We start from the raw sequence: 19,616 nt of genomic DNA, 5'->3' as shown, positions 1-19,616 counted from the left end.
AAACCCGCGTGCGGCGGGATCGGGGAAGCGTTCGATTAATATCCGGTTTTTCCGATCACACAGGACGCTGATGGCCAGACCGAGGGCGGGAACAGCGGTAACGCCGGCGGGCGCGCCGGGGGCGCGTGCCGACAAGGCGCAGCGCGGCATCCAGAGCGTGGAGGTGGGCGCGCGCCTGCTGGCGGCGCTGGCCGCGGCGCGCGTACCGATGCCGCTGGCGGCGCTGGCCGACGCCGCGCAGCTGACGCCGGCGCAGGCGCATGCCTATCTGGTCAGCCTGGCGCGGCTGGGCCTGATCAAGCGCGACCACCTGTCCGGTCGCTACGAGCCCGGACCGCTGTCGCTGCGCCTGGGCCTGCTGCACCTGGAGCAGGACGACGCCTGGCGCGCCGCGCTGCCACGCGCGGACGCGCTGGCGCAGGCGCTGGGCTGCAGCGTGGCGATCTGCCTGGCCGGGCCGCAGGGGCCGACCATCGTGCGCTATGTGCCGGCGAGCGCGCCGCTGCACGTCAACCTGCACGTGGGCACGGTGATGGCGCTGGCCGCCACCGCCACTGGCCGCGTGTTTTGCGCCTTCCAGCCGCCGGCGCAGTGGCAGCCGCTATGGCACGCGCAGCAACCGGAGGCCACCGCGGCGGACCTGGCCGCGTTCGGCGCCAGGCTGGCGGAGATTCGCGCGCGTGGCATCGAGCGCAGCATCGATGCCCCCAGCCCGGCCGTCAGCAGCCTCAGCGTGCCGGTGCTCGACGGCGCCGGCGCGCTGCGGCTGGTGCTGACGCTGGTGGGATCGACCGGTGCCATCGACGTCGACTGGCACGGCGCGGCGGCGCGGGCGCTGCTGTGCGCGGGCGCGGAGATCGGCGCGGCGCTGCGCAAACCGAACGGTGAACAGGCATGAGCGGCGCGAACGAAACTCCGCAGGACCCCGACGGCGGCAAGCCGCAGAGGGGCATCCAGTCGCTCGACAGCACCGGCCAGTTGCTCGGCGCGCTGGTGGCCGCGGGCCGGCCGCTGCCGCTGCGCGACCTGGCGCTGGCCGCGGGCATGCCCGCGGCGAAGGCATTTCCACACCTGGTCAGCCTGCAGAAGACCGGACTGCTGGCGCGCGATGCCGCCGGCAATTACCTGTGCGGACCACTGGCGCTGGAGCTGGGGCTGATCGCGCTGCAGCGGCTGTCGCCGACGCGCGAGGCCGAACCCGAGGTGATCGAACTGGCCGGGACCACGGGCCTGAGCGTGGCGATGGCCGTGCTGGGGCCGCTGGGGCCCACGGTGGTGCGGCTGGAAGAATCGGCGCGGCCGCAGCATGTCAGCCTGCGCGTGGGCACGGTGCTGTCGCTGGTCCATACCGCCATCGGCCGCACCGTCGCCGCGCACCTGCCGGCCAACGTGCTGGCGGGCCTGCTGCAGAACGATGCGCTGCGCATGGCGGGCGCCGCCGCCGGCCAGGTGCTCGGCGCGGGCGGCAGGCTGGCGCCGGCCTACGCCGCGCGCCTGGCGCAGGTGCGCGCGGCGCGCATCGACAATGCACTGAGCCATCCGGTGCCGGGCATCGACACGCTGGCGGCACCGGTGTTCGACCACACCGGCAGCCTGGCGCTGGTGATCGCGGTGATGGGTTCCAGCGGCAGCTTCGACAGCGGCACCGAAGGCGCCACCGCCGCGCTGGTGCGGCAGGCGGCGGCACGGCTGTCGTGGCGCTTCGGCGCGCCGGACGCCGCCTGAGGCCAGGCGGTCAGTTGTCGAGCTTGATGTTGGCGGACTTGATCAGGCCGTCCCACTTCTCGTATTGCGCGCGGATATAGCTGCCGAACTGCGCAGGCGTGGCCGGGAAGGGCACCGTGCCCTGGCTGGCCAGCCGGGCGGCCAGGTCCGGCTGCCTGAGCGCGGTCACGATCTCGCCGTTGAGGCGGTCGATCACGGCCTTGGGCGTGCCCGCCGGGGCCGCCACGCCGAACCATGCGGTCAGTTCGTAGCCTGGCACGCCGGCAGCGGCCAGCGTCGGCACGCCGGGCAGTTGCTCGGACGGCTTCTGCGTGGTCACCGCCAGTGCGCGTACGCGCTTGTCGCGGATATACGGCAGTGCCGTGGAGACGCTGTCGAACATCATGGTGATGCGCCCGCCGATCAGGTCGGTCATCGACGCGGCGCTGCCCTTGTACGGAATATGCGTGATGTCGACACCAGCCAGGTGCGTGAACAGCTCGCCCGCCAGGTGCGACGACGAGCCGTTGCCGAACGAGCCGTAGGTCAGCTTGGCCGGCTCCTTGCGCGCCAGCGCCAGCAGTTCCGGCACGGTGCGGGCCGGCACGCTGGGATGCACCACCAGCACGTTGGGCAGGTAGGCCACCGACGCCACCGGCGCGAAGTCCTTGAGCGGGTCGTAGCCGGGCTTGTCATAGAGGCTCTTGTTCACCGCGAGCGAGCCGAAGGTGCCGAACAGCAGCGTGTAGCCGTCGGCCGGGGCCCGCGCCACGGCGATCGCCGCCAGGTTGCCGCCGGCGCCGGGGCGGTTTTCGATCACCACCGGCTGCTGCAGCCGCGCCGACAGCGCGTTGCCGATCTCGCGCGCCAGCAGGTCGGTGGCGCCGCCCGGCGGGAACGGCACCACCAGCCGCACCGGCTTGTCGGGGTAGTCCGCCAGCGCGGTGCCTGCGGCCGTGGCCGCGCATGCAAACAGCAGCCCCATGGCCGCACGCCTGATCCAACCCTGCATCGCTGTCTCCTTTCCTTGATTTGTTGCGATGGAACGGGCGTCAGTGTGTCGCAGCCGCGGCGCGCGCGGGTTCGGGATTGGCGAAGGTCGGGTTAGGCCGGAGGCCGTGCCGCTCAGTCGGGCTGGCGCAGCCGCGCGATGGTGCCGAACAGGGTCTCCAGCTCCACCGGCTTGACCAGGTGCGCATCGAAGCCGGCGGCCTCGGTATGCTGCCGGTCCGCGGGCTGGCCGAAGCCGGTCAGCGCGACAAAGCGGGTCGATTCGGTGCCCGCCACGCCGCGCATGGCGCGCACCACCTCGAAGCCGTCCATGCCCGGCATGGCCAGGTCGATCAGCGCAATATGCGGACGGCAGCGCGGCGCCACGTGCAGGGCTTCGGAGCCGTCGTAGGCGATGGTCACCTCATGGCCGCACATTTCGAGCAGCATCGCCAGGCTGTCGGCGGCGTCGCGGTTGTCGTCGACCAGCAGGATGCGCTGCACCTGCAGGTCGGCATTGGCCTGGCCGGTGGCGGGCAGGCCGGCGTGGTGCGCATCGTCGGGCTGGCGCGCGGCCGGCAGCGGCAGCCGTAGCGTGAAGGTGCTGCCCAGCCCCGGCCCGGCGCTGGTGGCCTCGATGGTGCCGCCATGCAGTTCTACCAGCGAGCGGCACAGCGACAGGCCGATGCCCAGTCCGCCTTGCACATCGGTGCCCGGCCGGCTTTCCTGCACGAACAGCTGGAAGATGTCCTCGAGCGCATGCGGCGAGATGCCGCGACCCTGGTCGGTCACGCGCAGCTCCAGGGTACGTTTCTGCACCGCCGTGGCTATCGTCACCACCGTGCCCGCCGGTGAAAACTTCGACGCATTGAGCACCAGGTTTTGCAGCACCTGCACCAGCCGGGTCTTGTCGGCATCCATGCGGATCGCGCCGGGCGCGCCCTGCACGTCGACGCGCTGCGACTTGGCATCGAGCGCCGGGCGCGCGCCCTCGATCGCCAGGCCGATGATCTCGTCGAGTTCCACTGGTCCGGTGCGCAGCTCGATCCGGCCGGAGGTGATGCGCCCGATATCGAGCAGGTCGTCGACGAGCCGGCTCAGGTGCGTCACCTGGCGCTCGATCAGGGCCAGGCTCTGGTTGGCCAGCGCGCCGTCGCCCGGGGCGAGCCGCATCGCGGTCAGCGCGCTGCGCACCGGCGCCAGCGGATTGCGCAGCTCATGCGAAAGCGTGGCCAGAAATTCGTTCAGGCGCTGGCTCGAGCGTTCCAGCTCTTCGCGGCGGCGGCGTTCGCTCATGTCGCGCGTCACCTTGGCAAAGCCGCGCAGCGCGCGCGAATCGTCGTAGACGGCGGTCAGCGTGACATTGGCCCAGAACAGCGAGCCGTCCTTGCGCACGCGCCAGCCTTCGTCCTCGATGCGTCCGGCGCGCCGGGCCAAGTCCAGGTGGCGCGCCGGCTTGCCGGCGGCGATGTCCTCCTGCGGATAGAACAGCGAGAAATGGCGGCCGATGATTTCATCGCGGCGGTAGCCCTTGATATAGGACGCGCCCGAATTCCAGCTGACGATATGGCCGCCGGGATCGAGCATGAAGATCGCGTAATCCTTGACCCCCTCGACCAGCAGGCGCAGCGATTCCTCGCTCTGGCGCAGCGCCTCGGCGGCGCGGCGCTGCTCGGTCAGGTCGCGCGTGACCTTGCCGAAGCCGATCAGCCGGCCGTCGGGGTCGCGCAGCGCGGTGATGACGACGTTGGCCCAGAAGCGGCTGCCGTCCTTGCGCACGCGCCAGCCCTCGTCCTCGAAGCGGCCGAGTTCGGCGGCCGCCTTCAGCTCGGCGTCGGGCCAGCGCCGGGCCACGGCGTCGGGCGTATAGAAGTGCGAGAAATGCTTGCCCAGGATCTCCTCGCGCCGGTATCCCTTGATGCGGGCCGCGCCCTTGTTCCAGCTGGAGACATGGCCACCCACGTCGAGCGTGAAGATGGCGTAGTCCTGCACGGCTTCCACCAGCGTCCGGTAAGGGGTATCCGCCGCGTTCGGATGGTCGGGGCCGCTGGCCTCGGGGCTGCTGGCGTTGCCGGCAAGGGGTTGTGGATCGTCGGGGCGTCTTGTCATGGGATGGGTTGGGCGAAGTGCCGGCGCTGCCGGCGCATCCGATCCTGATGGTGGGGTAAGGATACGCCTGCTTACGCTTCGCTGGCACCGTCCCGCGCGGTCATGTGCAGCACGGACGTCCCGGGGGCCCACGCGCGGCAAGGTCGGACGCTTCCATGCCCAGAATCGGAATGTACGGATTGTCTGGTGAGGGCAGCTCCATAGAATTGACGCACGAGGTTCTCAAGGTCTCACAGCCCACAGTGCCGATGACACAGTCCGATGATCGCCAGCCGCAGCGCGAAGCCATGCCGTGCAGCACGTGTTGCCAGATGGCCGGCGCCTGCCCGGACGGCGTGCCGGCCGGCCAGGCACGCGGCGCGCCAGGCGTCGAAGCGGCGCAACGCATGGTGCGCCTGCGCAAGGGCGAATTCCTGTACCTGCTGGGAGACCCGGTGACCTCGGTCTATGCCATTCGCGTCGGCACCATCAAGACCCATGTCACCACCGAAGACGGGCGCACCCAGGTGGTCGCCTTCCACTTTCCCGGCGACATGGTGGGACTGGACAGCCTGGCGCGTCCGCACTATGCGTCGTACGCCACCGCGCTGGAAGACACCAAGCTGTGCCTGTTCACCGTGGACGCGCTGCGCCTGGCCGCGGCCACGCTGGCGCCGCTCGGGCGGCAACTGCTGCTGGCGCTGGACGGCCAGCTCCAGCGCGCGCGGGCGGTGCAGACCATGCTGGCGCTGATGACGGCCGAAGAGCGGCTGGTGACGTTCCTGCTGTGGCTGGCGGACGGCTTCGCGCTGCGCGGCTTTTCCTCGTCGGCCTTTGTACTGCGCATGAGCCGCGAGGAAATCGGCAGCTATATCGGCCTGACGCTGGAAACGGTGAGCCGTCAGTTCTCGCGGCTGGCCGAGGGCGGCTTGATCACGGTACGGCATCGCACCATCACGCTGCTCGACAAGCCCGCGCTGCGGGCCATTGCCGCTCGCCCGATGATCCTCGCCCACGCACCCGCGCCGCGTTTGCGCATGGCGGGCGGCGCGTCCGCACCGGTGAAAGAATGACATGGAACAGGACAGGCCCTCTTGCGCAAGCGTGCCGGACACGCAACAGGAAACGGACACCGACGGCCAGCGCCAGCTCGAGGCGCTGAACCTGTCCTACCTGCTGCTGGTACAGCGGCTGATGCGCGAGAACGAGGCCGAGGCGCTGTTCCGGCTCGGCCTCGGGCGCGAGATGGGCCGCCTGCTGGCATCGCTGACACCGACGCAGATCATCGCGCTGGCGCGGTCCAGCCTGATGCGGTACCGCTTCCGGCTGGATGACGGCCTGCTGGTGGCCGCGCTGACCCGGGCCGAGCCGCTGCACGCCTTGCACGGCATGCATGCGGCGATCGTGATGGCATCACGGCGGGATTGAGACACGACTTCTGGAATCGGAGGGTATATGACGGGCAATGCGATGACGCATGTCGAGCTGAAGCGGATCACCATGGCCGCCGATCGCCGCGGCGGCTGGCCGCCCGCGGTCGACCGCACCGAAATCGCCGGTACGCTGCAGATGCAGGACATCGTCCAGGCCCTTGGTGCCGAGGCCGCCGAGCAGCGCTGCATCGAAGCCGGCCTGGAAACGCTGGCCATGGCCGGGCGCCCGCCGGTACGGGCGGTGGTCTCGGTGGGCGACGGCCGGCAGCCGGCGCTGGACTTCTATGTCGATGCGGATATCAAGACGTGCTGCGCGCTGGACCGCACCCTGCAGCAGGCCATCGCCAGCCGCTTCACCAGCGTGCTGCCGCCCGGGCTGGCGGTGTCGGTGCTGCCGCTGGAGGTCTATGCGCGCGAATGCGCCGGGCAGGACCCCGGGCCCGGGGCGCAGGCCTGGGGCGCGTGCGCGCGTGAACTGCTGTCCGGCGGCGAGATGCAGCAGCGGCTCGCGGTCGTGTGCGCCTATCTGTCGGTGCTGCAGGACGCGCAGGGACTTGCCGAGCGGCTCGGCTACCTGCAGCAGAACCTGCTCGACCAGGGCCAGGAGGCGCTGTCCTGGCGCCTGCGGCGGCACCGCAGCGTCGAGGGACGCACGCTGGCGCAGTCGCTGGAAGGGCTGGCCCGCGCCGCGGACGGGGCGCTGTACGAGTTCGGCACCCGTTACAGCCGGGAGCGGGCCAGCTACCAGATCGAACAGATGCAGCAGGTGCAGGACCAGATCGCGCGCTTTCGGGACAGCTGCCGGCTGGCGCCGCCGCAGTCCGGCCCCCGGCGCGCCGCGGACGCGGCGGGCTGAGGGCGCGCCGGGTCAGATGCCGGCCATGCAGGTGTACTTGATCACCAGGTAGTCGTCGATGCCGTAATGCGAGCCCTCGCGGCCCACGCCCGATTGCTTGACACCCCCGAACGGCGCCACCTCGTTCGAGATCAGGCCCGTGTTGACGCCGACCATGCCGTATTCCAGCCGTTCGGAGACGCGCCAGACCCGGCCCAGGTCGCGCGCATAGAAGTAGCTGGCCAGGCCGAACTCGGTGTCGTTGGCCATGGCGACCACGTCGTCCTCGGTGTCGAAGCGGAACAGCGGCGCGAGCGGGCCGAAGGTTTCCTCGCGCGCGACCAGCATGCCGGGCGCGACGTCGGCCAGCACCGTCGGCTGGAAGAAGGAGTGCCCGAGCGCATGGCGCTGGCCGCCCTGCAGCAGGCGCGCGCCCTTGCCGAGCGCGTCGGCGATATGCTCCTCGACCTTGGCCACGGCCTTGTCGTCGATCAGCGGGCCGATGCGCACGCCGTCGTCCATGCCGTTGCCCACCTTCAGCGCCGCCACCGCGGCCACCAGCTTCTGCGCAAACGCCTCATACACGCCGGACTGCACGTAGATGCGGTTGGCGCAGACGCAGGTCTGACCGGCATTGCGGTACTTGGAAACGATCGCGCCTTCGACGGCGGCGTCGAGGTCGGCATCGTCGAACACGATAAAGGGCGCGTTGCCGCCCAGTTCCATCGACACCTTCTTGATGGTGGCGGCGGTCTGCGCCATCAGCACGCGCCCGACTTCGGTCGAGCCGGTGAAGGTCAGCTTGCGCACCAGCGCATTGCTGCTCATCTCGCCGCCGATCGCGCTGGCCGAGCCGGTCACCACCGACAGCACGCCGGCGGGGATGCCGGCACGCTCGGCCAGGGCCGCCAGCGCCAGTGCCGTCAGCGGCGTCTGCGACGCGGGTTTGACCACCATGGTGCAGCCGACCGCCAGCGCCGGGCCGGCCTTGCGGGTGATCATGGCGGCGGGGAAGTTCCACGGCGTGATCGCGGCACAGACCCCGACCGGTTCCTTGGTCACCACGATGCGCTGGTTGCTGACCGGGGCGGGAATGGTATCGCCATAGACCCGCTTGCCTTCCTCGGCAAACCATTCGATGAACGAGGCCGCATAGGCGATCTCGCCACGCGCCTCGGCGATGGGCTTGCCTTGCTCCGCGGTCATGATGCGGGCCAGGTCCTCCTGGTTCGCCATGATCAGCTCGAACCATTTGCGCAGCAGCGCCGAGCGCTCCTTGGCGGTGCGGGCGCGCCACGCCGGCAGCGCGCGATTGGCGGCCTCGATGGCCTGGCGCGTCTCTTCGGCGCCCAGCTGGGGCACCTGGCCGACGCGCTCGCCGGTGGCGGGGTTGGTCACGTCGATGCGGCGCTCGCCATCGATCCAGCGGCCGTCGATCAAGCATTGCTGCCGCAGCAGCGAGGAATCCTGGAGGTTCAGCATGGTTGTCTCGGTGTATGCCGGCAGTGGCGCCGGGTCTTTGTCGTTGGGCCGGAGACAACGATTGTAATCCCGCTACCCGGGGGTGGTCCCGGACGGTGCCCTGGCGGGCGGCGCCTCGATGCCCCAGTCGCCGTATTCGAGCCAGTCGTCGCCAAGCAGCTCGACGGGGTGCTGGGTGCGGCTGGAGCCGTTGCCGCAGCGCATCGAGTCGACCGGGCAGTATTGGTCGCAGCCCCAGCAGACGCGCTCGGGATGGCTGGGATGGATGGGAAATTTCTTGGCCATGATGGGCCATTATCTCGACGCTTCCGGATCCCGGACTTGTGCGGGATCAAGGCGGCACCAACAAGGCACCAACAAGGCACCAGCAGCGCCGTAGCGCCGCTCAACGCCAGCCGTCGGCGTCGAGGCGCGTCCAGCGGTCCGGCGCTTCACCGTCGTCGGCTGCAAGCAATAGTGTTTCGCCGCAGTGGCCGCAGCGGTACACAAACGCATTCTGTCCGCTCGCCATGCGCAGCGTCGCCGATATCGCCAGCCGCGGATGCGGCGGCACATGGCCGGGGCGGTCCAGTTGCGACTCGCACAGGTCGCATAAAGACATGGTGTTTTTCCTCCGCGCGAAACGCCGTGCCCGATAATGCTGTGGTGCAGCATTCGCTGTTTCAGTATAGCGGTGCGGCTCCGGTGCGACAGGTGCGCAAACGCACGTTACTCGCCAAGGAACTCGGCCACCACTTCCATGCCTTCAATGTGATCCGCTACCACCTTGGCGATGGTGATCAGCGGGATCGCGAGCAGCATTCCCCACACACCCCATAGCCACGTGAACAAAAGCAGCGCCACGAACACCGCCACGGCATTCATGCGTGCCATACGGCCGGTCATCCACGTGGTGATGACCGAACCGATCAGCGTGGCGATCAGTAGCGAGCCGCCGGCCGCCGCGGCAGCCATCCCCAACGTGCCGAACTGCATGAACGTGACCATGCCCAGGCACAGCGCGATCGCCAGCGCCCCAAAGTAGGGCACCAGGTGCAGTGCCGCCGCCGCGATCGACCAGCTGCCGGCATTGTCGACCCCAAGCCATTTCAAAAGCAGCCAGGTGCACACGCCCAGGCCGGCGTTGGTCACCAGCAGCATCCCCATGTAGCGGCGGATGGAGCGGTTGACCTCATCCAGCATGTGCACGCTGATCTTCTTCTCCGAGATGGTGGTGCCCACCATCTTGATGAATTTGCGCTTGAAGGTATCTCCGGCAAGCATCAGGAAATACAGCAGGAACACCACCACCACCGCCTGCGCCGCCATGGTGAAGATGCTGACCGAGCCGGCGAGCAGCATGTTGTTGATCTGGCCCGACGACTGCTCCACCACCACCTGCGTGCCGCGCGCTGGCGGCGGCTGGCCGGTGCCGCTGAGCACGGTGGCGGCGCGGCGTATCTTCTGCCACATCGAGTCGTCGCCGCTGAGCAGCGCGCCGACGGACCGCGACAACTTGCTGGCCATCTCCGGCAGGCTGTTGACCATCGACTCGACCTGGCCCTGCAGCAGGTAGGCGCCGCTGAGCAAGGCGGCCAGCAGCGCCAGCAGTACGATGGTGCTGGCCAGCGAGCGCGCCAGTCCCAGCCGCTGCAGCGCGCACACCAGCGGATCGAGCAGGTAGGCCATCACCACCGCGATCACCACCGGCACCAGGAAGTCGCGCGCCACGTGCACGGCGTACAGCGAGAACAGCACCGCCAGCACCATCAGCGCGGTGCTGGCGCGATGCAGCGCGCCGGCGACGGCGGCATCGGTCAGCAGCGCGGGCGCTGGCGCGGACGAATCGGCGGCGGCGCCAGCGGGGCGGCCATCGTCGGTCAGTTGCGGGACGGGCTGCGCTGGCGGCAGCGCCGGGGCGGTGGGATCGGGAACGGTCGACATAGCCGGGCGCTTCGGCAAAAGGCCTGGCGCTACTCTCGAAGATAGCGTCCTGGCAGGCGTTGGACTGTCGGACGCCGCCGCCTGCCGGTGTCAGACAAGCGCGGCAGCGCGGCTGCATGCGCCGCCGCATGCGCCCCGGCATGCGCCCCGTAAACGACACCGCCCGGCGGCCAGCATTGCGCTGGCCGCCGGGCGGAGCATGACTCGGCCGGGGCGCCGTCAGCCCGTCACGGTCTTGGTCTCGAGGAACTCGGCGATGCCTTCTGGGCCGTACTCGCGGCCGTTGCCGGAAGTCTTGTAGCCGCCGAAGGGCGCGGTGATATCCATCATCGCGCCATTGATGCGCACGTTGCCGGCGCGCAGCCGCGCCGCCAGCTTGCGCGCCCGCGCCGGGTCGGCCGAGGCGATATAGGCGGCCAGGCCGAAGTCCGTGTCGTTGGCGATGGCCACGGCTTCCTCTTCGCTGTCGTACGGCAACAGGCACAGCACCGGCCCGAAGATCTCCTCGCGGGCAATGGTCATGTCGTTGCGCACGTCGGCAAAGATGGTCGGGCGGGCATAGAAACCGTGCGCGAGGCCGTCGGGTCGGCCGGGCCCGCCGGCGGCCAGCCGCGCGCCTTCCTCGATGCCGACGCCGATCAGGCGCTGCACCTTGTCGTACTGGCCGCGGTTGGAAATCGGGCCCATCCTGGTCTCGGGGTCCGACGGATCGCCGACCTTCACCGCATTGGCCACCGCCGCCGCGATCTGCACCGCTTCCTCGTAGCGTGCGCGCGGCACCAGCACGCGCGTGGGCGCCACGCAGGTCTGGCCGGAATTGACCATGCACTGGGCCACGCCGCTGGTCACCGCCGCCTGCAGGTCGGCGTCGTCCAGCACGATCAGCGGCGACTTGCCGCCCAGTTCCTGCGCCACGCGCTTGACGGTGGGGGCGGCGCTGATGGCCACTTCCACGCCGGCGCGGGTCGAGCCGGTGATCGACACCATGTCGACCTCGGGATGCGACGACAGCGCGGCGCCGACCACGCGCCCTTCGCCATAGAGCATGTTGAACACGCCCGGCGGCGTGCCGGCGGCATCCATGATCTCGGCGAAGATCTGCGCGTCCAGCGGCGCGATCTCCGAGGGCTTGAGCACCACGGTGCAGCCCGCCGCCAGCGCCGGCGCCACCTTTGCCGCGATCTGGTTCAGCGGCCAGTTCCACGGCGTGATCAGCGCGGCCACGCCGATGGCCTCGCGCAGCACCAGGCTCTTGCCGCGCGGGCTTTCGAAGGCAAAGTCGCGCAGCGCCTGCAGTGTCGCCTGCAACTGCCCCAGCCCGATTGCGGCCTGCAGGCTGGTGGCCAGGGTGATCGGCGCGCCGATCTCCTGGCGCACCGCCTGCGCCAGATCGGCCATGCGCGCCTGGTAGGCGGCGATGATGCGCTCGAGCAGCGCGATGCGGGTCTCGCGGGTGGATACCGACCACGCCGGGAAGGCCTCGCGCGCGGCGGCGACGGCGCGGTCCACGTCCGCGGCGGTGCCCATGGCGAGCCGGCCCGCCACCGCTTCGGTGGCGGGGTCGATGATGTCGGCGTGGGTAGCACCCCGGGCGGGCTGCACCCATTGGCCCTGGATATAGAACTTGTCGACGCTATGCATGTCCGGTTGCCTCGATGGGTTGGGTTTCGGTCAGACCGGACGGTCGCCGATGATGGTGGCGCGGTTCATGTGGCGCACCGCGGGAAAATAGTCCTGCACGGCGTAGTGCTGGGTGGAGCGGTTGTCCCACAGCGCGATCGTGTCCGGCTGCCAGCGCAGCCGCACCTGGTATTCGGGCGCGGCGGCCTGGCGGTACAGGTACTGCATCAGGTCCAGTTCCGCCGGCCGGAAATCGGAACCGAAGCGGTACGGCTGTTCCTTGGCGAAGTTGGCGAAATGCGTGGTGAAGGCCTCGTTGACGAACAGGATCTTCTCGCCGGTTTCCGGATGGGTGCGTACCACCGGGTGCACCATGGGCGGATACTTGGCGCGCATCTCGGCGTATTTTTCCTCGCTCAGCGCGGTGCCGAATGCCGGCATGGCGTCGTGCACCGCCTTCAGGTTGGCGATGCGGTCCTTCATCTCCTGCGGCAGGTTGTCGTAGGCGGCGGCCATGTTGATCCAGATGGTGTCGCCGCCGACCTCCGGGCACTCCAGGCAGCGCAGCATCGAGCCCATCGACGGGATCTCGCGCCACGACACGTCGGAGTGGTACAGGTTCTCGCGGCCGCGGGTCGTGTCGTTGCGGCCGAACACCACCAGTTCCGGATGCTCCGGATGGTTGGTGAACATCGGGTGGACTTCGAGTTCGCCGAAGCGCCGCGCCACCGCAACGTGCTGGGCCGGCGTGATGGCCTGCTTGCGGAAGAACAGCACCTTGTACTTCAGCAGCGCGCGGCGCAGCGAGAGATAGGTGTCGTGGTCCAGGGCCTCGCGGAAATCGATGCCCTCGACCTCGGCGCCAATGGTCGGCGTGCAGCGGCGCACGGTGAAGGGAAAGGGCTCCTGCTCGAGCGCCCGGTAGTCGTGCGGGCTGATGGTGGCGGGTGCGGTGGCTTGCATGGTGGTCTCCTTGGTTGTGTCGTGCCAATGCGGGTCGGGCTCAGCGGCGCGCGGCCCTGAGCAGGTCCGCGGCCTTTTCGCCGATCATGATGGCCGGCGCGTTGGTGTTGCCGCCGACCAGGGTCGGCATGATCGAGGCGTCGGCGACGCGCAGCCCTTGCACGCCGCGCACGCGCAGTTCGGGGTCGACCACGGCCATGTCGTCGACGCCCATCTTGCAGGTGCCGACCGGGTGGTAGACCGTATCGGCATGGTTGCGCACGAAGTCCTGGATCGCCGCCTGGTTGCTGCTGTCGGGGCCGAACGCATCGGTCAGAACCTCGCGCCCGCCGTGCTGCGCCAGCGCGGGCTGGGCGAAGATGCGGCGAATCGCGCGCACCCCTTCGACCATGCCGGCCATGTCTTCCTCGGCCGACAGGAAGCGCGGGTCGATCAGCGGCGCTGCGCGCGTGTCGGCGCTGCGCAGGCGCACGTGGCCGCGGCTCCTGGGGCGGAGCACGCAGGCATGGCAGGAATAGCCGTGGCCGAGGTTGCCCAGGTTGCGGTTGCCGAGCAGCGCCACCGCGAAGTGCAGCTGCACGTCGGGGATCTCCAGTTCGGGCCGGCTGCGCAGGAAGGCGCCGGCCTCGGCGATATTGGACGTCACCATGCCGGTGCGGGTGCGGCGGTAGCGCATCACCTCGCGCGCCAGCTTCAGCATGCCGCGGCCGGTCTTGCCGAACAGCTCGGTGGTCTGCAGCTGCTTGTTGACGATGATGTCGAGATGGTCCTGCAGGTTCTCGCCCACGCCCGGCAGTTCGTGAATCACCTTGATGCCGACCTCGCGCAGGTGCGCGGCCGGGCCGATGCCCGAGGCGAGCAGCAGTTGCGGCGAATTGAAGGCGCCGCCGCTGAGCACGATCTCGCGTCGCGCGCGGATCACCTGCACCGTGCCGTCACGGACCACCTCCACGCCGGTGGCGCGCTTGCCGTCGAACACGATGCGCAGTGCCTGCGTGTCGGTCATCACCGCCAGCCCGCGGCGGCCGCCGTTCAGCGCGGTGTCGGCTGCGTTGCCGCGGTGCAGGTAGGCGCGCGCCGCGTTCCAGCGCTCGCCGTTGCGCTGCGTTACCTGGTACAGGCCCGCGCCTTCCTGGGTGGCGCCGTTGAAGTCGTCGTTGCGCGGCAGTCCGGCCTGCATCGCGGCCTCGACGAAACGCTGCGCGAACGGGTTGGGCGAGCGCAGGTCGCTGACGTGCAGCGGCCCGTCGCTGCCATGCAGTGCGTCCTGGTGTCCTCCCAGGCGGGGATTGCGCTCGCTGCGGCGGAAGTAGGGCAGCACGTCGTCATAGCCCCAGCCGCTGCAACCCAGCGCGGCCCAGTCGTCGTAGTCGCGCCGGTGGCCGCGGATATAGACCATGCCGTTGATCGACGAACTGCCCCCCAGGCCGCGCCCGCGCGGCTGGTAGGAGCGGCGGCCGTTCAGGCCCGCCTGCGGCTCGGTGTAGTAGGCGTAGTTGCGCGGCCCGGCCCTGGGCACCACGGCGGCGATGCCGACCGGCGCCCAGATCGCGTAGTGATGGTCATGCGGGCCCGCCTCCAGCAGCGCCACCGTGACGCTCGCATCCTCGGCCAGGCGGCCGGCCACGGCACAGCCCGCCGATCCCGCACCGATGACGATGTAGTCGAACTCCGCCGGCGCGCCGGCGGTGTCATTTGCCCTGGTATCCAATGTCTTGTCTCCTGAGTTGCCAGCATGCGGTGATGGCGGGGGGCGCAGAGCGTTGGTGACGACGGATACTGCCATTACCTGTTATGACAGGTCAATAGGTTATGACGGTACCTGTCATGATAGGTATAATCCGCCTCACTCAGTTCGGAGCCGCCCGCGGGGCGGGACACACGTGGCGCTGCCCAGGTTCAAAGAGATCGAAAGCGAGATTCGCCAGCGAATCGCCAGCAACACATTTGGCCCGGGCGCCAAGCTGCCGTCCGAGGCCGAGCTGATGGCAGAGTTCGGCGTCAGCCGCATCACCGTGCGCCAGGCCTTGTCCGGCCTGCACAACGCCGGCCTGATCGAAAAAGTGAACGGCAAGGGCAGTTTCGTGACGCGGCCGGCCGATACCCCCAGCCTGGGCGCGCTCACCGGTTTCTATGAAGCCTGCCGAGCGCGGGGCCAGCTGGCTTACGGCAAGCTGGCATCGGTGCGGCTATTGCGGGCGCCGCCCCATGTGGCCGCGGCGCTCAGCCTGCAGCCGGGCGAGAAGGTGCTGAGCGTGGCCACGGTGCGCTACTGGGACGATGTGGCAGTGGCGTATTTCAACCTGATGGGGCCCGAGCCGCTGATGCGCCGCCTGGTGCAGGAAGATGTCGAGACCAACGACGCCATGGCGCTGTTCGAAAGCCGGCTGGGGTATCGCTTTCGCGACGTGGCGATGGAAGCCAGCGCGATCCCGGCGCCGGCCGAGGTGGCACGCAAGCTCGGCATCGCTGATGGGCTGCCGCTGCTGCGCTTGCGCTGCACGCCGTACGATATCGAAGGCACGCCGCTGTTCTGCGCGGACTTGCTGTTCCGCCCGGACCGCTATGCCTACAAGTGGACGCTGACGCGCTGATGTGCTGAGTCGAAGGCCTGCCGTTGCAGCAAGCGCCGCACCGGCGCGCCGATCCCGTTGTCATCAGGTACCCGCACGGTAACTTTTACCGGCCGCGCGTACTTCTTACTGCGGCGAAGGCCCGCTCCGCAGCCGTGCGCGCTTCGCCGCAGCGCCGCCCCCGTCCATCCCAATCTGGTACGTCAGTTGCGTCTTCTCCAGCGCAGCGGCGCCAGCGGCGCCCCGCCGGCAGGCATGCGCCATGCAGCAAGGCTTGCCGCCAACCTGCCTGATGGAGGACAACATGAAAACACCCTTACGCATCGGCACAGCCTTGCTCGCACTTGGCATCCTGGCGGGTTGCACCGCCACCGGCAGCACCAGCGGCTCCGGCTCGCTGTCCGGATCGGGTTCGGTGACGGAACAGAACCGCAGCCGCAGCACGCCTGGCGCCAGCACGTCCACCGGCACCTCCGGTGCGACCAGCACCACCAGCCCGAGCGGTACCTCGAGCGGCAGCAGTGGCGCCGCCAGCGGCTCCGGCACCGCCCGCTGACGGCGGCGCAGCCGCCTGCGCCAGCACGGGCGGCTGCGTTGTCAAGCCTCGGCGCTAACGGTCGCGGCCGGTATTGACGCGTTCGTCGCGCCGCGCCGGTACGATGCCCTCGTCGGCCAGCCGCTGCTGCAGGTCGTTGTTGGCCACGTACTTGAAGTCCTTGTCGATTTCCCGGGTGACCACATCGGTGACGCTCGGCGGCAGGGTCTTGCGCAGCAGCCCCAGGAAGCGCGGCGCCGCGATCAGGGCCAGTTCATCGAAGCGCTGCTTGTTGCGCGCGTCGTCGAGGTAATCGGCCACGCGCCGCGCAAACAGCTGCGCTTCCTGGTGCAGCTCGTCCTCGCCTGCCGAAGACGTGACCGTGGACGGTCCCACCTGGTGGGCGCCGGGATGTCCCGCGTCGCCCTGCACGGCGGCCTGGCCCCGGCGGCCATAGGCGTCGCGGCGCAGGTCGGCGCGGTCGGCATGCGCGGCCGCGTCGGTGATTTCCTCGATGACTTCCAGCGGGGCGCTGTCGCCATGCGAGGCAAAGATGCGGGCGACGGATTCGTCCGCCACCAGGATCCAGATGTTCTTCATGATCGCTCCGGTTGCCGGCCCGAACACAGGGCCCTCCGGCACCTGTTGCAAGGGACACGCCATCCGCACCGCCGCCGGGCCTTTGGCCGCGGGCTGGGCCAGACGCGGCCTGGAATGACGGGCGCGGCACACGGTTGCAGTATCGACAGGCAAACCGTGCAACTTTTTCAGGCAACCGGCCCTGGACGCGCCGGCCAGGGCGGCAGCGATCCCGTTACCAGACGCCGAAGAACACGCCGGCCTGCTTGTACACGTTGGTCTTGGCCGCGACCTCTTCGTTGGTCACCGTCACGCGCGGCTTGAGCGTGCAGAACCAGTCCAGCAGGCGCAGCCGCATGGCGCTGCGCACGGCTTCGTGCCCGGGGTCGGCGCCCAGGTCGAAGTATTCTTGCGGATCGTTTTGCAGGTCGAAAAGCTGTGGCCGGAACCCCTGCCAGTGCACGTACTTCCAGCGCGCGTCGCGCACCATCCAGGCGCGGCATTCGGCGGGATGGCGGCCCAGCGCGACGCGCGCGCCGCGGTAGGCATAGTCCAGCTCGGAGACCACCGCATCGCGCCACGCACCCGCACCGTCGCGCGCGGCGGCGCGTGTCAGGTCGAGCAGCGAGCGGCCTTCGACGCGGTGGTTGGCGGGCGGCAGCCCCAGCGCATCCAGCACCGTCGGCACCACGTCGACCGCGCTGACCAGGCTGTCTTGCGCGGTGCCGCGGGTCGCATCGGCCTGCGGCGAGGGGTCGTAGACGATCAGCGGGATGTTCTGCACGGTGTCGTAGAACTGCTCCTTCTCGCCCAGCCAGTGGTCGCCCAGGAAGTCGCCATGGTCGGCGGTGAAGACGATCAGCGTGTCGTCCCAGCGGTCCAGCCGTTCCAGCTGTTCCCACAGCAGGCCGAGCCGGTCGTCGATCTGCTGGATCAGGCCCTGGTAGGCGGGGCGCACCGTGTCCGAGACCTCGGCGCGCATGAAGTTGGCGCATTCCTCCTGCGTGCGATACGCCGACAGCACCGGATGCGGGTCTTCGAGTTCGGCGTCGTGGCGCTGCAGCGGCAGGCAGTCGTCGAGCGAATAGGCGGCGTGGTACGGCGCCGGCGCCAGGTAGGGCCAGTGCGGCTTGACCAGCGAAAGGTGCAGCACCCACGGATCGTCGCCGCGCGCTGCGATGTACTGCATGGCCTGGCCGACGGTGTAGGCGGTCTCGGAGTGCGGCTCGGCTACGCGCGCCGGCAGCCCGGCATTGCGCATGTGCCAGCCCGAGACGATCTCGCCGCGCGCGTTCTCGGCGCTGATCACGTAGTCGGTCCACGGGTCGGCGCTGTCGTAGCCTTGCCGGCGCAGCCAGTCGGCATAGGCGCTGCGCGGCTCGGCGTGATGGCCGTCGTGCCGGTCGACTTCGGTGAAGTGGCCGCTGCGCAGCAGTGTCTCCAGCTCGGTGCCGCCATCCAGGTGCAGCCGCTTCAGGTTGGTGTTGTCGGGCATCACATGGGTCTTGCCCGCCAGCGCCAGCGCGCGGCCGCTGTCCTTCAGGTATTCGCCCAGCGTGACTTCTCCGACCGACAGCGGCACGCGGTTCCAGGTGGCGCCGTGGCTGCTGACGTAGCGGCCGGTGTAGAAGCTCATGCGGCTGGGGCCGCAGACGCCGGAGGTGACATAGGCTCGGTCGAAGCGCACGCCGCGCGCGGCCAGGGCATCGATATTGCGCGTGCGCAGCGTCGGGTGCCCGTAGCAACCGAGATGGTCGCGCCGCAGCTGGTCGCACATGATGAAAAGGGTATTGCGGATCGTCATGGTCGGGAAGGTTGCGGATAGCCGGCTGGCGGCATCAGTCGCCGGTATAGCCCGAGGCCCGGACCACCGGCGCCCATTTGGCGGCGTCGGCCTTCAGCACCCCGGCGAAGGCGTCGGCGGGGCCGGTGGCCGGCTCGAGCCCCAGCTTCAGGAATTTGTCGCGCACGTCGGGCGACTGCACCGCCTTGACGATGGCGGCGTTGAGCCGCTCCAGCGCCGCGCGCGGCGTGCCGGCGGGCGCCAGCACGCCATAGCGGCCTTCGCCCTCGATGCCCTTGTAGCCGAGTTCCGTAAAGGTCGGCACGTCCGGCAGCGCCACCGAACGATGCGTGCCCGAGGTCGCCAGCACGCGGATCTTGCCGGCGCGGTGCATCTCGGTCAGGTCGGCCAGGGTGTCGACCGAGGCCGGCACCTGCCCGCCGACCAGTGCGCTCATCAGCGGCGCCGAGCCGTTGAACGGCACGTGCAGCATGTCGACGCCGACCTGCTTGCCGATCATCAGCCCGAAGAAATGCGGAATGCTGCCGAGCGCGGGCGAGGCGTAGGAATTGTTCTGCGCACCGGCCCTTAGCCAGGCGACGTAATCCTTCAGCGTGCGCGCGGGGCTGCCCGGACCGGTGGCCAGCGCCAGCTGGAAGTTGGCGGCCTGCGCCACCGGCGTGAAATCGCGCTGGATATCGTAATTGAGCTTGCGGTAGACCAGCGGCGCGATGGTCATCACCGCCGAGTTGGCCACCACCAGCGTATTGCCGTCGGCCGGCTGCGTGCGGGCGTAGTCCATCACCAGCCGCCCGCCGGCGCCGGGCTTGTTCTCGATCACCACGGTCTGGTTCAGGGTCTCGCGCAGCTTGTCGCCGACCAGGCGCGCGGCCAGGTCGGCGGTGCCGCCGGCGGGGTAGCCCACCAGGATGCGCAGCGGCCGGTCCGACTGCGCGCTGGCCGGCGCGGACCACGCCGCGGCGACGGCCAGCAGGCATGCGACGAGGCGGGGAACGAAGTTGCTGGGGCTCACGGTGTCTCCTGTCTGTTATGCGCCGGCGGCCGGCATGGAGAGGAAGCTAACACCCGTCGATATAATTGACAAAGT

Annotated in this window: 19 protein-coding genes; 7 read left to right on the top strand and 12 right to left on the bottom strand. The window is 69.6% G+C overall.

Annotated features, from left to right (window positions below; genetic code table 11):
* Positions 1-70 precede the first annotated feature (70 nt).
* Positions 71-898, top strand: coding sequence for an IclR family transcriptional regulator (locus FHX60_RS09590; protein ID WP_183283187.1), 828 nt, complete (start codon positions 71-73; stop codon positions 896-898).
* Positions 895-1,725, top strand: a complete 831-nt coding sequence (locus tag FHX60_RS09585; protein WP_092315725.1) for an IclR family transcriptional regulator — start codon at positions 895-897, stop codon at positions 1,723-1,725. Before FHX60_RS09590 ends, FHX60_RS09585 begins: the two co-directional genes overlap by 4 nt.
* Positions 1,726-1,735: 10 nt before the next feature.
* On the opposite strand, the gene FHX60_RS09580 is transcribed toward FHX60_RS09585, so the two are convergent.
* A complete protein-coding gene (locus tag FHX60_RS09580; RefSeq protein ID WP_183283186.1) occupies positions 1,736-2,716 on the bottom strand; it encodes a Bug family tripartite tricarboxylate transporter substrate binding protein in 981 nt (326 codons plus the stop codon).
* 113 nt (positions 2,717-2,829) lie between these two features.
* Complete coding sequence (locus FHX60_RS09575) at positions 2,830-4,803, bottom strand: PAS domain-containing hybrid sensor histidine kinase/response regulator (protein ID WP_112776577.1); 1,974 nt, start codon at positions 4,801-4,803, stop codon at positions 2,830-2,832.
* Positions 4,804-5,051: 248 nt separating this feature from the next.
* Between FHX60_RS09575 and FHX60_RS09570 the strand changes: the two genes are divergently transcribed.
* Genes FHX60_RS09570 through FHX60_RS09560 form a run of 3 tightly spaced genes read left to right on the top strand, consistent with a single transcriptional unit; the run spans position 5,052 to position 7,071 of the window.
* Positions 5,052-5,855, top strand: a complete 804-nt coding sequence (locus FHX60_RS09570) for a helix-turn-helix domain-containing protein (RefSeq protein ID WP_244981242.1) — start codon at positions 5,052-5,054, stop codon at positions 5,853-5,855.
* A 31-nt stretch (positions 5,856-5,886) separates the two neighbouring features.
* On the top strand, positions 5,887-6,210 hold the full coding sequence (gene flhD, locus FHX60_RS09565) for a flagellar transcriptional regulator FlhD (RefSeq protein ID WP_311728441.1): 324 nt from the start codon (positions 5,887-5,889) through the stop codon (positions 6,208-6,210).
* Positions 6,211-6,237: 27 nt separating this feature from the next.
* Positions 6,238-7,071: a hypothetical protein gene (locus FHX60_RS09560; protein ID WP_183283185.1), complete on the top strand. Its 834-nt coding sequence runs from the start codon at positions 6,238-6,240 to the stop codon at positions 7,069-7,071.
* Positions 7,072-7,083: 12 nt separating this feature from the next.
* Here the strand turns inward: FHX60_RS09560 and gabD are convergent, their stop codons facing one another.
* The 7 genes from gabD to FHX60_RS09525 all read right to left on the bottom strand — a co-directional run bounded on the left by gabD (position 7,084) and on the right by FHX60_RS09525 (position 14,749).
* Positions 7,084-8,532, bottom strand: a complete 1,449-nt coding sequence (gene gabD, locus FHX60_RS09555; protein WP_112776581.1) for an NADP-dependent succinate-semialdehyde dehydrogenase — start codon at positions 8,530-8,532, stop codon at positions 7,084-7,086.
* Positions 8,533-8,604: 72 nt separating this feature from the next.
* Positions 8,605-8,817 carry a DUF3079 domain-containing protein gene (locus FHX60_RS09550; RefSeq protein ID WP_112776582.1) on the bottom strand — a complete coding sequence of 71 codons (213 nt, stop codon included), beginning with the start codon at positions 8,815-8,817 and terminating at the stop codon, positions 8,605-8,607.
* 100 nt (positions 8,818-8,917) lie between these two features.
* Positions 8,918-9,133, bottom strand: a complete 216-nt coding sequence (locus FHX60_RS09545; RefSeq protein ID WP_092315739.1) for a hypothetical protein — start codon at positions 9,131-9,133, stop codon at positions 8,918-8,920.
* Between the two features lie 107 nt (positions 9,134-9,240).
* Positions 9,241-10,455, bottom strand: a complete 1,215-nt coding sequence (locus FHX60_RS09540; protein ID WP_112776583.1) for an AI-2E family transporter — start codon at positions 10,453-10,455, stop codon at positions 9,241-9,243.
* Between the two features lie 219 nt (positions 10,456-10,674).
* On the bottom strand, positions 10,675-12,096 hold the full coding sequence (locus FHX60_RS09535; RefSeq protein ID WP_183283184.1) for an aldehyde dehydrogenase family protein: 1,422 nt from the start codon (positions 12,094-12,096) through the stop codon (positions 10,675-10,677).
* A gap of 30 nt (positions 12,097-12,126) precedes the next feature.
* A complete protein-coding gene (locus tag FHX60_RS09530; RefSeq protein WP_183283183.1) occupies positions 12,127-13,038 on the bottom strand; it encodes a TauD/TfdA dioxygenase family protein in 912 nt (303 codons plus the stop codon).
* 40 nt (positions 13,039-13,078) lie between these two features.
* Positions 13,079-14,749: a GMC family oxidoreductase gene (locus tag FHX60_RS09525; protein ID WP_183283182.1), complete on the bottom strand. Its 1,671-nt coding sequence runs from the start codon at positions 14,747-14,749 to the stop codon at positions 13,079-13,081.
* A 172-nt stretch (positions 14,750-14,921) separates the two neighbouring features.
* Between FHX60_RS09525 and FHX60_RS09520 the strand changes: the two genes are divergently transcribed.
* Both FHX60_RS09520 and FHX60_RS09515 read left to right on the top strand, forming a co-directional pair.
* Positions 14,922-15,632, top strand: coding sequence for a GntR family transcriptional regulator (locus FHX60_RS09520; protein ID WP_183283181.1), 711 nt, complete (start codon positions 14,922-14,924; stop codon positions 15,630-15,632).
* A 283-nt stretch (positions 15,633-15,915) separates the two neighbouring features.
* Positions 15,916-16,167 (top strand): hypothetical protein, encoded by a 252-nt coding sequence (locus FHX60_RS09515; protein ID WP_141693757.1) that lies wholly within the window; start codon positions 15,916-15,918, stop codon positions 16,165-16,167.
* Between the two features lie 54 nt (positions 16,168-16,221).
* Here FHX60_RS09515 and FHX60_RS09510 read toward each other — a convergent pair whose 3' ends face one another.
* The 3 genes from FHX60_RS09510 to FHX60_RS09500 all read right to left on the bottom strand — a co-directional run bounded on the left by FHX60_RS09510 (position 16,222) and on the right by FHX60_RS09500 (position 19,541).
* Positions 16,222-16,746, bottom strand: a complete 525-nt coding sequence (locus FHX60_RS09510; protein WP_112776588.1) for a host attachment protein — start codon at positions 16,744-16,746, stop codon at positions 16,222-16,224.
* Between the two features lie 214 nt (positions 16,747-16,960).
* Positions 16,961-18,529 carry a sulfatase-like hydrolase/transferase gene (locus tag FHX60_RS09505; protein ID WP_183283180.1) on the bottom strand — a complete coding sequence of 523 codons (1,569 nt, stop codon included), beginning with the start codon at positions 18,527-18,529 and terminating at the stop codon, positions 16,961-16,963.
* A gap of 34 nt (positions 18,530-18,563) precedes the next feature.
* The gene (locus tag FHX60_RS09500; RefSeq protein ID WP_183283179.1) at positions 18,564-19,541 is read right to left on the bottom strand and encodes a Bug family tripartite tricarboxylate transporter substrate binding protein; all 978 of its coding nucleotides are present in this window, start codon (positions 19,539-19,541) and stop codon (positions 18,564-18,566) included.
* Positions 19,542-19,616: the final 75 nt, after the last annotated feature.

The sequence above is a fragment of the Cupriavidus alkaliphilus genome, from assembly GCF_014191175.1.
GTDB classification, from domain to species: domain Bacteria; phylum Pseudomonadota; class Gammaproteobacteria; order Burkholderiales; family Burkholderiaceae; genus Cupriavidus; species Cupriavidus alkaliphilus.
This window is presented reverse-complemented; position numbering and strand designations above follow the sequence as displayed.

Bases quoted from the DNA above. Each gene is read 5' to 3' on its own strand.
- FHX60_RS09590 (WP_183283187.1), top strand. From the start codon at position 71: ATGGCCAGACCGAGGGCGGGAACAGCGGTAACGCCGGCGGGCGCGCCG.
- FHX60_RS09585 (WP_092315725.1), top strand. From the start codon at position 895: ATGAGCGGCGCGAACGAAACTCCGCAGGACCCCGACGGCGGCAAGCCG.
- FHX60_RS09580 (WP_183283186.1), bottom strand. From the start codon at position 2,716: ATGCAGGGTTGGATCAGGCGTGCGGCCATGGGGCTGCTGTTTGCATGC.
- FHX60_RS09575 (WP_112776577.1), bottom strand. From the start codon at position 4,803: ATGACAAGACGCCCCGACGATCCACAACCCCTTGCCGGCAACGCCAGC.
- FHX60_RS09570 (WP_244981242.1), top strand. From the start codon at position 5,052: ATGACACAGTCCGATGATCGCCAGCCGCAGCGCGAAGCCATGCCGTGC.
- FHX60_RS09560 (WP_183283185.1), top strand. From the start codon at position 6,238: ATGACGGGCAATGCGATGACGCATGTCGAGCTGAAGCGGATCACCATG.
- gabD (WP_112776581.1), bottom strand. From the start codon at position 8,532: ATGCTGAACCTCCAGGATTCCTCGCTGCTGCGGCAGCAATGCTTGATC.
- FHX60_RS09550 (WP_112776582.1), bottom strand. From the start codon at position 8,817: ATGGCCAAGAAATTTCCCATCCATCCCAGCCATCCCGAGCGCGTCTGC.
- FHX60_RS09545 (WP_092315739.1), bottom strand. From the start codon at position 9,133: ATGTCTTTATGCGACCTGTGCGAGTCGCAACTGGACCGCCCCGGCCAT.
- FHX60_RS09540 (WP_112776583.1), bottom strand. From the start codon at position 10,455: ATGTCGACCGTTCCCGATCCCACCGCCCCGGCGCTGCCGCCAGCGCAG.
- FHX60_RS09535 (WP_183283184.1), bottom strand. From the start codon at position 12,096: ATGCATAGCGTCGACAAGTTCTATATCCAGGGCCAATGGGTGCAGCCC.
- FHX60_RS09530 (WP_183283183.1), bottom strand. From the start codon at position 13,038: ATGCAAGCCACCGCACCCGCCACCATCAGCCCGCACGACTACCGGGCG.
- FHX60_RS09515 (WP_141693757.1), top strand. From the start codon at position 15,916: ATGAAAACACCCTTACGCATCGGCACAGCCTTGCTCGCACTTGGCATC.
- FHX60_RS09510 (WP_112776588.1), bottom strand. From the start codon at position 16,746: ATGAAGAACATCTGGATCCTGGTGGCGGACGAATCCGTCGCCCGCATC.
- FHX60_RS09505 (WP_183283180.1), bottom strand. From the start codon at position 18,529: ATGACGATCCGCAATACCCTTTTCATCATGTGCGACCAGCTGCGGCGC.